Below are 14233 nucleotides of genomic sequence, written 5' to 3' on the forward strand. Positions count from 1 at the left end.
CGCGCCGCGCGGCGCGGGAATGCACCATGATCGACTGGGACGACGTTCGCTACTTTCTTGCCGCCGCGCGCGGAGGCTCATTGCGGGCTGCCGCCAAGCGCCTCGGGGTGAACCACGCGACGGTGCTGCGACGCATCGCCCAGCTCGAGGAACGCCTCGGGGCGCAGATGTTCGAAAAGCTGCCTTCAGGCTACCGCCTGACGGCTGCGGGCGAGGAGGTCCTCCAGCTCGCGGAGCAGATGGAAGCCTCGTCGCACCAGTTGGAGACGCGCGTCTTCGGCCGCGACCAGAGCGTGCGCGGGCTGCTGCGGGTGACGTTGGCACCGACCCTTGCGACACACCTGCTGATGCCGGACTTCGCCGATTTCGCGCGTCTGCATCCTGATATCGAGATGGAAATCGTGTCGTCCGGCGAGCTGGCGAATCTGACCAACCGAGAGGCCGATGTGGCGATCCGCGTCGTTTACGACCGCAAAACCCTGCCGCTCAATCTTCACGGCCTGAAGGGACCGGATATATTCGGCGGCGTCTACATGTCCCGCGATCTGCTGGCCGCGTGGCGTGCGGGCGCGCCGGATCCCCTCCGGTGGATCGTCATAGGCATGCATGGCATCCCGGACTGGGTCCGCGAGGGTGAGGTTCGCACCACGGGGGTTGCGTTCAGGACCACGGACGGCGAGGCGCAGATCGCAGCGGTACGGCAAGGGCTCGGGATCACGACACTGCCGTGCTTCGTCGGAGATGCCGATCCCCTGTTGGTGAGGGTGCCGGGCACCGAACTGCACATGTACGGAACGCTCTGGCTTCTCACGCAGGGGGAGACACGTAAGACCAAGCGCGTGCGGCTCTTCACGGAGTTCGTATCCGGCAGGCTCGCCGCCTACGCTCCGCTTCTCACGGGGCTGTCCATATCGCGCGACTGACGCCCGGCAGGCCGCCGGCGACGCTTGCCGTCATCCGGCCTGAAGCCGCGCTGGGATTTTCATCCCGCGCGTCGCGAGATCAAGCCGGAACGTAGATCAACCTGATCACATCCTCGCCAATCCGGTCATGAGCCATCAGGCGGAGCGGCGGCCGAGGTCCGGCGAAATACGGCCGTCCGCCATCGCTGTCCTTGCCGCAGAGCTCAACCCACCCTCCGTCTTCCTCGGGCTTGAGCCTGGGATCCACGCCGGCCTCCATCAGCCACGGGCATGGATCCCAGGCTCAAGGTCTGGGATGACGGAGATTGGGGATGCGTTTTCCCCAAACACCCAGCGGATCGAACCGAAACCCGGCGCGAGAGCAATAGCAGACTTTGGTCGACGTCGGATGGTCCCTTTTCGTTGCCGCTCCATGGGAGTATTTTGCTCTCAAACTGTCTCAGCTTAACGGTGGAGAGTGCAGTGTTTGTGGACGGCAGTCGCACGTTCCGGCTCTTTTTGGCCGTCGCATCGTGTCAGATGACGTTCGCGCCACGATTAGGAGCGGCAGACGACGCCGTTACGATCGGCGGCGGAATGCTGAAGGGTGAGAGGTCGGGCACGGTCGTCAGCTTTAAAGGCATACCCTACGCGGCACCGCCGGTTGGTGACCTGAGATGGCGCAATCCGAGACCGATGAAGCCATGGAGCGGGACCAGGGATGCCCGCAATTTCGGCCCGTCCTGCATGCAGACCGACGACCTGCCGAAGTCAGAGGATTGTTTGACCCTCAATGTCTGGACACCCGTCAAGCGTTCCAGGACTCCGCTGCCGGTGATGGTTTGGATTTACGGCGGCGCTCTTGCCCATGGAAACACCCCTCAGTATCCCGGTGGTCAACTGGCCGCCCGCAGAGTCGTGTTCGTCAGCATGAACTACCGCATGGGCCGGCTGGGTTATTTTGCCCATCCAGCACTCATCAAGGAAGCCCCTGACGAGCCCGTCGGTAACTATGGTTACATGGACCAGCTTGCAGCCTTGAAATGGGTCCAGAAAAATATCGAAGCCTTCGGCGGCGATCCGAAGAAAGTGACGATATTCGGAGAGTCGGCCGGTGGCGGCTCGGTGATGGCGCATATGATATCGCCGTTGTCACGGGGGCTTTTCCGCGGCGCCATTCTACAGTCACCGGGTCTGCCTACCGCGCGTGCTGAAAGTACGCCTTTGTCACCTTTGAAAACAGCGGAGAAAACCGCGTTGGACTATGCGGCTTCCCTTGGAATCGATGGGAGCGATGCCGACGCTCTCACCGCCCTTCGGGCGCTGCCTGCGGAAAAGCTGACCGAAGGTGCATCGGCACAAGAGGTGCTGGCGGGAATGTCGACAGGGAAGCCCGTCATCGGCATCTCAGGCGCGATGATTGACGGACGGTTTTTGCTCGAAACGCCCGAAGCGGCTTTCGCGGCAGGCCGTCAAGCGCCGGTTCCCGTCATCGTCGGGACAAATAATCGAGATCTCGGTCTCGGTCAGGCCGCGACGAAAGATGATCTCTTCGCACTGTTCGGGAAGCATGCCGCCGAAGCCCGCACCCTCTACGATCCGGCCGGCCAACAGTCTGTCGATGAGCTGAAGCAGCAGGTTCTGGCCGACAAAACACTTGTCGAACCATCCCGCCATCTCGCTGACGAGATGATCCGCGCTGGTCAGCCGACGTGGTGGTATCGTTTCTCCTATGTCGCCGAGGCCCTCCGTAACGATCCGGCATGGAAAGGCACTCTGCACGGCTTCGAAATTCCGTATACGCTCAACATTCCAAACGCACTGGTGAAAGACAAGGTGACACCTGCCGATTGGGCCATGGCCACACTGGCGAGTGACTACTGGGTCGAATTTGCAACCAAGGGTGACCCCAATGGAGGCTCACGGCCAAAATGGCCTCACCACGACCCATCCGTCCAACGGGTCATGGACTTCACCAATCACGGCGCGATAGTAGGAGCAGATCCGCTGAAGCCCAGGCTCGACCTCTGGCAAAGATACTGGGAGGAAAAGAAGTGACGGGGTAAAGGCCATCACGCTTCCGCTTTTTGCGGAAAGTATTTCAACACCTGCCGTCAATTGTGCTTCGGCCGTCTATATGTTTCAAAGGTCATATGACCGACGATATCTCTCCGCGCTTGTTGGATCAGCGCATTCGAAACCGCTTCATCGAGCTGTTCGACTTCCTGTCAGAGGGCGACGAGGCTGTCAGGCATCTTGGATGGGCGGAATACTTCAACTGGTTCTTCGACTGGTTCCCCGATGAGGGGCCTATGCAGCCTCTCTCTGCGATGACCGATCGAGAAACCGAGGCTGCAGAAAGCGTTCTCGCGGCAATGCGTGACGCTTACAACGCTACTCCGCGTTTCATGACCGACGATGGCCTGATTTCGACGGGATGGCCGAAGCGAATTCAGCCGATCGCCAAACAGGCAGCCGACATTTTCCTCGTGCGCGGTCGCTTTGATGAGGACATCGTCGAGCCCGACAACGCCTAGAACAGCCGGCGTAAAGCCGGACGATTGGATCACGCCGAGGACTGCCCCTCACCCTAACCCTCTCCCCGTAAAAGACGGGGAGAGGGGACGTGCCACGCGAGACGTGGCGGGGAACGGAGAGGTCGCGGCATGTCCCTTCGCCCCGCGAGCGGGGAGAAGGTGGCGGCAGCCGGATGAGGGGCACGCGGCGATCTCTGAGCGGGGATTGTCGCATGTCGCGACTTTTCTTGAAAAACGATGCCGACACAACTGGGTGGAACACGATCGATGAAGATAGTTATCAGGCAGGGATCGGTGATGCCGGCCTTGAAGCGCGATCCAGATGATCCGGCTGTCCATCAATTTAACGATCGCGTCGGCAGAGAAGTTCTCAACCGTCGATCAGGTCCGGATGCGTCGCTGTCCTTGCTCCAAAGCTCACCCCCCGCTCCGTCCTCCTCGGGCTTGACCCGAGGATCCACTCTCGCCTCCGTCAGCCGTGGGCATGGATTCCAGGCTCAAGGCCTGGAATGACGGAGGTTGGGGCGGTCTTAGCCGGATCCCGAGGACGCCGTTGCCAAGGATCATTCGGCGCGGCACGCAGGGGTCGCTGTCGTCATCGAAGGCGCGGGGTTGTCGTTTCGATCGCGGGAAGGGAGGCGTCCACTGCGTGCCGCAGGAGAGCTGGTAGCGCGGCATTCTCACGTGCACTTTGCCGGGATCATACCAATCCGTAAGAATGCAGCCCTGGCCGTTCGACCGCCGCACTTTACCAAAATGTATAGTTCCAGCGAGGTCCCGGTGAGGTTTGGAGCGCAGGCTTGGCGCCATCATTGCCAAGTCGAGGTCAGCTCTTTCATGAACATGCGCGCCGCACCTGCCGCCCTAATGCCCGCCCTTCATCCGGTCAGCCTGAGGGTGAACACCTACCTGATCAATCTCGACCGGGCGCCCTTGCGCAGGTTTCGAATGGAGCGCCTGCTGGCAAGCTTCGGCCTTGCCTTCGAGCGCGTGGCGGCGGTCGATGGGGCGGGGCTGAGCCTGCCGCATCCGGACTTCGACGACGCAGCCTATCTCAGCCGGCACGGCCGCCGGCCGAACCCTTTCGAGATCGGCTGTTATCTCAGCCACGTCGAATGCGCCAAGCGCTTCCTCGGCAGCCATGCCGAGTTCGCGCTCATTCTGGAAGACGACCTCGATTTCGATGACGATCTGGCCGAGCTGCTCGAGGCCGCCCTTAAGCATCAGGCGCGCTGGGATATCCTGCGGCTGTCGACCGTCAATTCCGGGAAAAAGCACAAGGTGGAGCCGCTGACCGCGTCGCGCTCGCTCGCCATCGCGCTCACCCGCGAGAAGGGGTCCGGCGCCTATCTGATCAACCGCAAGGCGGCGGGCTGGATTGCCGGTGTGCTTGTCCCCATGCGCCTGCCCTATGATCTCGCCTTCGATCTGGAGTTCGATGATGGGCTGAGCGCCTGCTTCGTCGATCCGCTGCCGGTCAGCCAAAGGGCCGATCCCTGCTCCCAGATCCAGGCAGGGCTCTCGACCTATCGGCTTGGCCGCCGCCGGCCGTGGAGCGTGCTGCCGTATCGCGCCGCCGCCGAGCTGCGCCGCTTTGCGGCCCGCTTCAGCCGGCTCGCGGCATGGCGGATGCGTAATTAGCACCTGCCGCGGGCATCAGCGGGAAGCCGATCGAAACGATGAGGCCGGGATGATTGTCCGCCATGGTGATCTCAGCCGAATGCAGGTCCGCGATCGCCTTGACGAGGCTGAGCCCGAGGCCGCTTCCCGGCGTCGCGCGGCTCTTGTCGAGCCGGTAGAGACGCCGGAAGACCTTGTCCCTTTCGCCGGCGGGAATGCCGGGGCCGGTGTCGGCGACCGAGAGGGTGGCGCGGCCGCCCTGGCAGCGGAGCGAAACGGTGATACCGGTTCCGGCCGGGCAGTGGTTGATGGCGTTCTCCACCAGGTTGGCGATCATTTGCGTCAACAGATCGCGGTCGCCCCGGATGAGGGCGGGACAGCGCTCCGTGATATCAAGCGCCATCAGCGCGTCTTCGGCGACATCGACATAGACCTCGGAAATCACGGCAAGCACGGCGTCGATATCGGTTGCCTGGAAACGCTCCTTGCGGGCGCCGGCCTCGATCTGGGAAATGCGCAGCAGCGCCTCGAAGGTGGCGTTGATCCGGTCGCTCTCGTGTCTCGCTTCGTCAAGCAGCGCCGAAACATCCGCCTGCTGGTCGTTTCCGGCCACGGCGGCATCCAGCGTCAGGCGCAGCCTGTTCAGAGGCGTCTTCAGATCATGGGCGATATCGGCGCTCACCTGCCGCATACTCTCGACCAATCTCTGCAGCCGCTCCAGCGCCGCGTTGATCTGGATCGCCACCGTGTCGAGATCGTCGCCGTTTCCGGTGATGGCAATGCGGGCGTCGAGCGCGCCGTGGGAGACGTCGTTCATGGTGAGAGCGACCCGGTCCAGCCGCGCCTGGGCGCGAACGGCGAGAAAGACGCCGCCGCCGATCGCGGTCGCGACGACGATCGCGGCCGCCCATTCGAAGCTCACCAGCACGATCCGCAGCATCTCGTCGACATCGTTGAAGTTTTCCGCCACCACCAGGCTGTAGGGGCCGATGGTCGAGACCTGCATCCGGTAGCGTTCATGCCCCTTCAGCCCGACATCCCTGGAGGTGACGGTATAGACGCCGTTGGGGATGCGGGGTGCTGCGAAATTGCCGGCAAGCTTGCGCCCGCCTGCATCCGTCAGCGAATAAAGCCCGTCGGAGGTCGACTGGAAGCTCGCATAATTGTTCAGTGTATCGACCAGATCCTCGGTGTCACCGGGCTTGTAGGTCGAGACGATGAGCGAATTCATCTCGTGGAGCGACTGTTCGAGATCACGCTCAAGGCCGAGGCGCAGCATGTGGTAGATGATCGCGCCGCTCAGGATGAAGGTGACGACGAAGAGCACGCCGAAGGTGACGGCAAGCCGGAACGGCGTGCTCCGGCGCAAGCTAGAGCATGATGCCGAAAAGTGTGCGCGGTTTTCGGACGATATCATGCTCTTACTCTTTAAATTGCGAACAGGATTTGAGATTTTCAGGCCGATGGGCCTGAAATCATCCTGTTCGAGGCGCATGCAGGCTGTATCCGGTGTTGCGGACCGTGTGCAGAAGTTGGACCTGGAACGGCTTGTCGACCTTGGCCCTGAGGCGGCTGATATGGGTTTCGACGACGCTGGTCTTCGGATCGAAGTGGAAATCCCAGACTCGCTCCAGCAGCATCGTCTTGGTGATGACCCGGCCTTCGCCGCGCATCAGCACCTCGAGCAGGGTGAATTCGCGCGGCTGCAGCTCGATCACCTGGCCGGCGCGGCGGGCCTCCCGCCGGATCAGATCGAGCTCGAGATCGGCAACCTTCAGCACTGTCCGCTGCTCCTGCACCGGCGGCCGCCGGCCAAGCGCATTCACCCGCGCCATCAACTCGGAAAAGGCAAAGGGCTTGACGAGATAATCGTCGCCGCCTGCCTCGAGCCCCTCGACCCGATCGTCGACGCCGCCGATCGATGTCAGGAACAGCGCCGATGTGCCGACCTTGGCAGCCCTCAGTGAACGCACGATCGCCAGGCCATCGAGACCGGGCAGCATGCGATCGACGACGATGACGTCATAGGCCTCGCGCTGCGCCTGAAACAGCCCATCGCGGCCGTCGCCAACCACGTCACAGACATGCCCGGCCTCGGAAAAACCCTTGGCGATATAATCGGATGTTTTCCGGTCGTCCTCGATAAGCAGGATTCGCATCAGCCCGATCGTTCCCGACATGCCTGGGGTGAGATCTAACCGAAAGGACGGCTCGGCCACAACTTACGGATTGGTAAGGTGATGGGCGGGGGAGCGGCTTCTGACGCAACCGTGTCGCCACCCGCCCTCGTCCTTCGAGGCTCCGGCCTATGGCCTGCGCACCTCAGGATGAGGGCTGGTCGTGGTGCTTGGCTCGGGCTGCCGGCGCATCTTGCCCCTGCGCTTCCCGTTGAACCAGGCTGCAACTTCTCTCCAGCCTCATCCTGAGGTGCCCCAAAGGGGCCTCGAAGGACGGGGCTGGCCTGCCGCCTCTCGCTCCGGTTGGCTGCGAAGCCAGTCTGAAAGATATGTCGATTTTCACGGTTGTTGCCGGTGTACTTGCCGCAGAGCTCACCCCACCCTCCGTCTTCCTCGGGCTTGACCCGAGGATCCACGCCGGCATTCATCAGCAGCGGGCAATGGATCCCAGGCTCAAGGCCTGGGATGACGGAGGGTGGGGGGAAGCGTGTCGCCATGCTCCACCCGCCGTTCTCTATGGCGAGGAAACCATAAGACCGGGAACCTCCTCCTCGAGCGTTTGCAATCCGTCTTGGCGGGTGAAATTTCCGCGCTACCTTTGCACACGGCAAAGGAGGAAGACGATGAAGATGCGGAAGTTCACGATCGCCGACGCGTCGTTGGAGCGTTCCCCCGGACAGGAGGCAGACATCTCCGTCGGCAATCTGGTCGACGAGCGGCATGGGGGGCCGATTACCATCGGCTATGGACGCTACGCGCCCGGCCAGAGCCTCACCGAGACCATGGCGGTTGATGACGTCATGATCGTTCTGGACGGCCGGCTTTCGGTCTCGACGGACGGGGAAACGGTAACCGCCGGCCCCGGCGAGATCGTCTACATGCCCAAAGGTGAAACGGTGACCATCCGCTCGCACGAGGAGGGGGCGCTCACCGCCTATGTCACCTATCCGCATTGGCGGCCGGCGCACGCGTAAGACCCGGCCTGCGACATCATCGGCCAATTCCGCGGCCGCACAAGGTCTCGCCGCTTCTCTGCTTAAGGTCAATGCTTCAACCCTCCTTGCGACGTGCAAGGAGGGTTGAACTCAAGGCCGGTTAGATCGTTCGCCGATACCGGTCGCGCTCCTGCGCGATCTGCTCAGGGGCGTATGGATCGAGCGTATCGTCGAACCGGGTCCAGCCCTGCTCGTTATAGGCACGCCGACGTTCGATCGGGTCGACCCAGTTTGAACCTTGGAGAATAGCCTGCGCCTCGGAGGCGCGGGCGTCGTCGACCTTGGCGGTGACCAGGCTGCCGCCGCGGCGGACACCTTCGGCATAGAGGTGAGCATCATCTTCCGGGACGCCTGAGTCGGTGAGGGCGCCGATCAGGCCGCCAGCGGCACCGCCGGCGACGGCGCCGGCGACGGCCCCGGCCGCAGTCGCGGCAAGCCAGCCTGCGGCAACCACCGGCCCGACACCGGGAATGGCCATCAGGCCCAATCCGGTCAGCAGGCCGCCAGCGCCGCCGACGGCAGCGCCAATGCCGGCGCCGGTCGCGGCATCCTCGCCAACGTCAGAGTCGCGATCGATGCGGCCAGCCTTGTTGGAGACGATGCTGATGTCGTTTGAGGGAATGCCTGCCGCTTCCAATTTGCTGACGGCGGAGCGAGCGTCCGAATGGTCGTCGAAAAGTCCGGTTACAGTTCTCATCATGTTTCTCCCTGGGGGTTACTTGGCGACGATGTTGCCTTGATAATCGAGGGCAATGGCGACGGCTTTCCCGTCCTTCATGCCGGCGGCCATCCAGATCCCCTTGTCGTCGAGCTTGAGATCCTTGACGTCGGTGTAACCCGCTTCCGTAATGCGATCCTTCGCCTGGGCTTCGGTGAAGCTGTTGGCGCCCTCAACCGGCGCAGTCGGATTTTTGGTATCCGGGGTTGCAACCGCAGGTGTATTTCCATCCGGAGATGGAGCCGGTGTTGTCTGGGCAAGGGCTGCAACGGCAGACGCGCAGAGAATGGTCGCCGCAAAGACGATTTTCTTCATAGGTGTTTTCTCCATTTTGCGGATCACATGACGATCCATGCGCTGAAAACACGCAAGGGAGTTCTTTGTTCCCGAAGATTATGCGATTGATTTTTCTAAATATAAGCCAACGCGGCGCGCTGCGGGGTCATTCTCTGCGGTGCCGTGGCAATGTAAGCAGACAGTAACGGGGGAAGGTAACCGACGATCCACGGGCGCCTTGAAGAAACCTCTCGGAGTGAGACCGGCCTTTTAACTCCTAAAGTTGTGCTGCTGATAAATGTTGGGAGTGGGCAGCGCGGAGCCGCTCTCCTGCCGGCACGTCGTGCGGGTGACGGATGCGGCCCCGGCGATGTCAGTGACTTCACGGAATACGGGCGATGACCTTTATCTCGAAGTCGAAGCCGGCGAGCCAGTTGACGCCGATGGCCGTCCAGTTCGGGTAGGGTGGCTTGCTGAAAATCTCCTGCTTGACCGCCATGATCGTTCCGAACTGGTTTTCGGGGTCGGTGTGGAAAGTGGTGACGTCGACGATATCATCCAGCGTGGCGCCGGCGGCAGTCAGCGTGGCCTTCAGGTTTTCAAAGGCGAGCCGCACTTGCTGTTCGAAATCGGGTTCGGGCGTTCCGTCCGGACGGCTGCCGACCTGTCCGGACACAAACAAAAGATCACCGGATCGGATCGCGGCGGAATAGCCGTGCTTCTCGTAAAGCGCGTGCCGGTCGGCCGGAAAGATTGCTTCGCGTTTTGTCATTCTGATCTCTCTTCTTGTTGACAACGACCGTTGAGCGCGACGTATCGCTTCACATCTCGCGCCCCATTTGATATACGGTTCGTATGTGAAATGCATGAGATGCGCATCGTATGTCAAGTCCATATACGCTTCGTATATGAAATTGAGGGATCGAATGGTTAGGAAACGCAGCGAAACGATGCAGGAAAACCGCGGCAAGCTGATCGCGGCGGCGCGCAAGAGCTTTGCGGAAAAGGGGTATTCGGCAGCATCGATGGATGAGTTGACGGCTGACGTCGGTCTGACACGGGGCGCGCTCTACCACAATTTTGGAGACAAGCGCGGGCTGCTGGCGGCGGTTGTCGATCAGATCGACACCGAGATGGCGGTGCGCGCTCAAGAGATTGGCGCGCGCTCGGGCGACGATTGGCAGGGCCTGCTTGCCGAGGGTGCGGCCTATATCGAGATGGCGCTCAATCCGGAAGTCCAGCGCATCGTCCTGCTCGACGGACCTGCGGTGCTGGGTGATCCCTCGCAGTGGCCGAGCCAGAACAATTGTCTGCAGGTGACCAAGAGCACGGTGGAGCGCCTGATCGCCCAAGGCATCCTCAAGCCGCTTGACGCGGAGGCGGCGGCCCGATTGCTGAGCGGCGCGGCTCTCAATGCGGCTCTCTGGATCGCCGCCAGCGAAGATCCGCAGGGCGTGCTGCCAAAGGCGGTCGAGGCTTTTCGGGCCTTGGCAGCAGGTCTGCTGGTGGAGCGTTTGTGATCTGCCCAGGGCCAAAGTCGAGCGAAGGGACGTTCACCGCAGTAACGGCGAAAGTGGCTCCTTCGCCTTACTCGCTCTTCGAAGCGAGAGAAGGGAAGCGGCACGGTCTTGATCGGTGGTCGTCGGTTTATGTTCACCACCAGAAACACTGGGCGAGGAAGCCGATGGCGTAGGATGGGCCTGCGAAGCTGAAGGATTGCAGTTAGTGGGCGAAGGGGGCTCCCACCGTGCGACCTATGCGGATCACACTAGTCAAACCAACAAAGCTGTACCTCGGAGCCGCCCTAGGGGAAGGCCAGCGTGATTTCAGGGGTTCCCGCGGTGTGATATTTTCTTGAGAAGCGTTAACAAGGTTCCGCTGGATTGCCCGGTGTGACGGCGATACGCGCGACCCGAATGGCCGTGTTACGGTCCATTCTTGATCGAGAGAGGATGGCAAGCCATGGAAGCCGCAGAACTACGATATAATTGGGCTGATCCCGACGTCTACGAGACATTCATAGGCCGCTGGAGCGAACACCTGGCAAGCCCATTTCTCACACGTGCCAATATTGCTCCGGGCAGTCGCGTGCTCGATGTAGCATGTGGGACAGGTGTGTTGTCGAAAGCACTGGCCGAGGCGGGAGCGCTTGTGATCGGTGTTGACGCATCGGAGGGATACCTGGAAGGAGCCCGCCGTCGACGATCCCACCCCAATATCGCCTATGAACACGGCGATGTCCGGCACATGCGGTTCGACACTAACTTTTTCGATGCGACCGTTTCCACGCTGGCCCTGGACGTTATCCCGGAAATTGAACAGGTAGTTGCCGAGATGAAGCGCGTGACCCGTCCAGGCGGCGTGGTCGCGTCCGCCGTTACTCAGTTCTTGGGCGGCATGCCCGCCTTCGATCTCGTCATCAACACCGGCGCCGTGCTTGAGACCGACTTCGCCAGGCTGAGATCCATGCGGGCGGGGCGCCAGCTCTTCTGGCCTAATGGTCAGGCGACGTTGTGGCGGAAGATCGGCCTCGTCGACGTGACGGAGATTCCCGTTGTCGTGGATTGCGAGTATGCGTCCTTCGCGGATTATTGGGCTACGTTCACCGACGGCCCAGGCAGCATCACAAGCATATTGATGGCACTTTCGGACGACGCCCGCGGTTCGATCGAACAGCATGTTCGTGCCGGGTATCTGGTTGGCTTGCCCGATGGACCCCGGTCATTTCCCATGATGTTCCGTGTGGTGCGTGGCTTGGTCCCAGCCTGATTTTGGAGAGCATGCAATGGGCCTGCGAGGGCCCGGTGTGGGCCGTTCCCAGACCTTAACCCCTCGGGTTGATCATCAGCTGACGTTCCTCGGCGGCCAAAAAGCTGCCAAGCCGCTAACGGCCCTAACCGGTCATTGGCCGTCGCAGAAATCAGCTGCGAAACTCCACCTTTTGCGACAGAGTTTTGCGGCGAGGATCCTCGAACGCTTTCAGGAAAGACCGGAGTGTCGCAAAAGTCAGGAGTTGCGCGATAACGCAATAGCCATCGCGAAACAGACTTGCGAATCGCATAAGTGTGTGCTTATGTGTATGCATGATCGAGAATGATATTTTCCGAGCCTTGGCTGACCCGACCCGCCGCGCGATCTTCGAGAAGCTGGCGGCGGGCGGCATGAACGCCAGTGCCCTGCGTGAGGGCATGGAGATCAGCCAGCCGGCAATGTCGCAACACCTCTCGGTTTTGCGGAGCGCAAAGCTCGTGAGGGAAGAACGGCAGGGGCGTTTCGTGAATTACGAAGTCGATCCGGACGGGCTGGCTCTCATCGCACAATGGTTGGCGAAATATCGCGCCTACTGGCCTGCCCGCATCGAAGCTCTCAAGGTCTTGCTGAAGGATATGGACCAATGAACGTTGGAAAGGCCAAGGAGCAGAAAAACGGCATCGAACTGGAATTCGATCTGGATGAACCGCCGCAAAAGGTCTGGCGTGCAATCAGCATTCCGGAATTTCGAGAAAACTGGTTGCCGAAAGACGCTTTAGCCGATCCCACCCCGGCCACGATCACACCTGGCGAGGAAGTCCGTTATAGCCTGCGCGACGACGCTCCACCTTTCCTTGAAAGCACGGTGACGTTCACGATCGTCCCGAACGCGACCGGCGGCACCCGCCTGCGCATTATCCACGAGCTGACCGACGCGAGGCTTGACCGGATGGCGGCAACGGCCGCGAACAGCAACGGTCCACCCCTCATGCTCGCCGCCTGACGCGGCAAGCTCTCCCCTTTGATTTCTGCAAGATTGGAGTTCGCCGATGCGCGAAGCGATGCAACTCGTCCCTATGGTCATAGAACAATCCAGCAGAGGGGAACGGTCTTTTGACATTTACTCCCGCCTTCTGCGCGAACGCATCATCTTCCTCAACGGCGAGGTCAACGATAGCGTTTCCGCTCTGGTCTGCGCGCAGTTACTGTTCCTCGAGGCCGAGAATCCAAAGAAGCCGATCAATCTTTACATCAATTCTCCGGGCGGCGTCGTGACCAGCGGCCTCGCCATGTACGACACCATGCGCTTTATCCGCGCGCCAGTTCATACGCTTTGCATGGGCACAGCCCGTTCCATGGGATCGTTCCTGTTGATGGCAGGCGAGGCCGGCGGAAGAGCTGCTTTGCCCAATGCCAGTATCCTCATTCACCAGCCATCCGGTGGTTTCCAAGGGCAGGCTTCCGACATGATGATACATGCCGAAGAAATTCTGAAGACCAAGCAGCGCATGACGCGGCTCTACGCGGAGCATTGCGGACGCTCCTATGAAGACTTTGAGCGCGGGATGGATCGCGACCGCTTCATGACGGCGGAAGAAGCATTGGAATGGGGTATTATCGACCGCATTCTAACGGTTCGGGAAAACACGGACAGCCTATAGACAGTTTCACGGACGCAAAGAGTCCAGACAGGGCGGAACCGTTGCTGCGGCTATCGGTTAATCCGCTGAGGTCGCGGCGTGCCAATCGGACGTGACGGAGATGGTGAACGCACCGGTTTTTCCGATTTCTCGGTGCGGGCGGAAACGCCAGGAGAGCACCTTACCCGTTCGCCGCGATCTCATCCCGCACAGCAGGATTTCGCGATGATCGAACCGCCAACCAGGGCCACACATCGATCGCTTTCTGCTGAGCGCGGAAGCCCCCGCCTGCCCATCAAAGGCGGGTGGAACAGGCGAGCGATCATGCGCCGTGTGGATCGATCAGAGGAGGAGAAGGTCATGAGCAAAAATAATTGGAAGGCCGGGCTTCGCGCCAAGCTCGAGCATCTCGTCGACGACTGCGTTGTGGCCGGGGCCAGGCAGCAGGACGTCTTCGATGCGATCATCAAAGAGATCGGCAATCTGCGCGCAGCCCTTGAGCGCGATCCCGACCCCGCGGACGACGACACTGCCGTCATAGAGGAGCCTGCGAACGACTGGCCCGCGGCCGACAGATGACCCGAAGCCGATCGGGGAGGGGCCGCGACCTCTTGGGG

16 protein-coding genes and 1 pseudogene are annotated in these 14233 nt (G+C 61.3%); 11 read left to right on the top strand and 6 right to left on the bottom strand.

The annotated features are described in order from the left end of the window. The first annotated feature begins 26 nt into the window (after positions 1–26). Complete coding sequence (locus GR198_RS34260) at positions 27–923, top strand: LysR family transcriptional regulator (protein WP_164070408.1); 897 nt, start codon at positions 27–29, stop codon at positions 921–923. Positions 924–1002: 79 nt separating this feature from the next. Here the strand turns inward: GR198_RS34260 and GR198_RS36420 are convergent. Beyond that, positions 1003–1101 (bottom strand): annotated as a pseudogene (locus tag GR198_RS36420) (dihydrofolate reductase family protein); the annotation flags it as partial. Positions 1102–1385: 284 nt separating this feature from the next. On the opposite strand from GR198_RS36420, the gene GR198_RS34270 reads away from it, so the two are divergent. From GR198_RS34270 to GR198_RS34280, 3 genes are all read left to right on the top strand, one after another. Continuing rightward, on the top strand, positions 1386–2960 hold the full coding sequence (locus tag GR198_RS34270; RefSeq protein ID WP_164070409.1) for a carboxylesterase/lipase family protein: 1575 nt from the start codon (positions 1386–1388) through the stop codon (positions 2958–2960). 95 nt (positions 2961–3055) lie between these two features. Further along, positions 3056–3439: a hypothetical protein gene (locus GR198_RS34275; RefSeq protein WP_164070410.1), complete on the top strand. Its 384-nt coding sequence runs from the start codon at positions 3056–3058 to the stop codon at positions 3437–3439. Positions 3440–4276: 837 nt separating this feature from the next. Continuing rightward, positions 4277–5080, top strand: coding sequence for a glycosyltransferase family 25 protein (locus GR198_RS34280; protein ID WP_164070411.1), 804 nt, complete (start codon positions 4277–4279; stop codon positions 5078–5080). On the opposite strand, the gene GR198_RS34285 is transcribed toward GR198_RS34280, so the two are convergent. Then, positions 5046–6476, bottom strand: coding sequence for a sensor histidine kinase (locus GR198_RS34285; protein WP_164070412.1), 1431 nt, complete (start codon positions 6474–6476; stop codon positions 5046–5048). The two genes, GR198_RS34280 and GR198_RS34285, sit on opposite strands and share 35 nt — an antisense overlap. Before the next feature lie 58 nt (positions 6477–6534). Beyond that, on the bottom strand, positions 6535–7218 hold the full coding sequence (locus GR198_RS34290) for a winged helix-turn-helix domain-containing protein (RefSeq protein ID WP_164070413.1): 684 nt from the start codon (positions 7216–7218) through the stop codon (positions 6535–6537). A 641-nt stretch (positions 7219–7859) separates the two neighbouring features. Here GR198_RS34290 and GR198_RS34295 point away from each other — a divergent pair. Further along, positions 7860–8210, top strand: a complete 351-nt coding sequence (locus tag GR198_RS34295) for a cupin domain-containing protein (protein WP_164070414.1) — start codon at positions 7860–7862, stop codon at positions 8208–8210. Positions 8211–8331: 121 nt separating this feature from the next. Here GR198_RS34295 and GR198_RS34300 read toward each other — a convergent pair whose 3' ends face one another. The 3 genes from GR198_RS34300 to GR198_RS34310 form a co-directional block, all read right to left on the bottom strand. Then, positions 8332–8928, bottom strand: a complete 597-nt coding sequence (locus GR198_RS34300; protein WP_029875796.1) for a general stress protein — start codon at positions 8926–8928, stop codon at positions 8332–8334. An 18-nt stretch (positions 8929–8946) separates the two neighbouring features. Next, positions 8947–9264: a PepSY domain-containing protein gene (locus GR198_RS34305; RefSeq protein WP_029875797.1), complete on the bottom strand. Its 318-nt coding sequence runs from the start codon at positions 9262–9264 to the stop codon at positions 8947–8949. Positions 9265–9607: 343 nt separating this feature from the next. Beyond that, positions 9608–9997 (bottom strand): RidA family protein, encoded by a 390-nt coding sequence (locus GR198_RS34310; protein ID WP_164070415.1) that lies wholly within the window; start codon positions 9995–9997, stop codon positions 9608–9610. Between the two features lie 136 nt (positions 9998–10133). Here GR198_RS34310 and GR198_RS34315 point away from each other — a divergent pair, with 136 nt between their 5' ends. The 6 genes from GR198_RS34315 to GR198_RS34340 all read left to right on the top strand — a co-directional run bounded on the left by GR198_RS34315 (position 10134) and on the right by GR198_RS34340 (position 14195). Next, complete coding sequence (locus tag GR198_RS34315; protein ID WP_164070416.1) at positions 10134–10745, top strand: TetR/AcrR family transcriptional regulator; 612 nt, start codon at positions 10134–10136, stop codon at positions 10743–10745. Positions 10746–11187: 442 nt separating this feature from the next. Further along, positions 11188–11994 (top strand): class I SAM-dependent methyltransferase, encoded by an 807-nt coding sequence (locus GR198_RS34320; protein ID WP_164070417.1) that lies wholly within the window; start codon positions 11188–11190, stop codon positions 11992–11994. A 314-nt stretch (positions 11995–12308) separates the two neighbouring features. Continuing rightward, positions 12309–12623, top strand: coding sequence for an ArsR/SmtB family transcription factor (locus GR198_RS34325; protein ID WP_003557361.1), 315 nt, complete (start codon positions 12309–12311; stop codon positions 12621–12623). Then, positions 12620–12979: an SRPBCC family protein gene (locus GR198_RS34330; protein WP_029875802.1), complete on the top strand. Its 360-nt coding sequence runs from the start codon at positions 12620–12622 to the stop codon at positions 12977–12979. Before GR198_RS34325 ends, GR198_RS34330 begins: the two co-directional genes overlap by 4 nt. A 46-nt stretch (positions 12980–13025) precedes the next feature. Next, positions 13026–13637 (top strand): ATP-dependent Clp protease proteolytic subunit, encoded by a 612-nt coding sequence (locus tag GR198_RS34335; protein WP_164070418.1) that lies wholly within the window; start codon positions 13026–13028, stop codon positions 13635–13637. Positions 13638–13976: 339 nt separating this feature from the next. After that, complete coding sequence (locus GR198_RS34340) at positions 13977–14195, top strand: hypothetical protein (RefSeq protein ID WP_164070419.1); 219 nt, start codon at positions 13977–13979, stop codon at positions 14193–14195. Positions 14196–14233 lie beyond the last annotated feature (38 nt).

The sequence above is a fragment of the Rhizobium leguminosarum genome (genome assembly GCF_010668065.1).
Lineage (GTDB): Bacteria > Pseudomonadota > Alphaproteobacteria > Rhizobiales > Rhizobiaceae > Rhizobium > Rhizobium leguminosarum_S.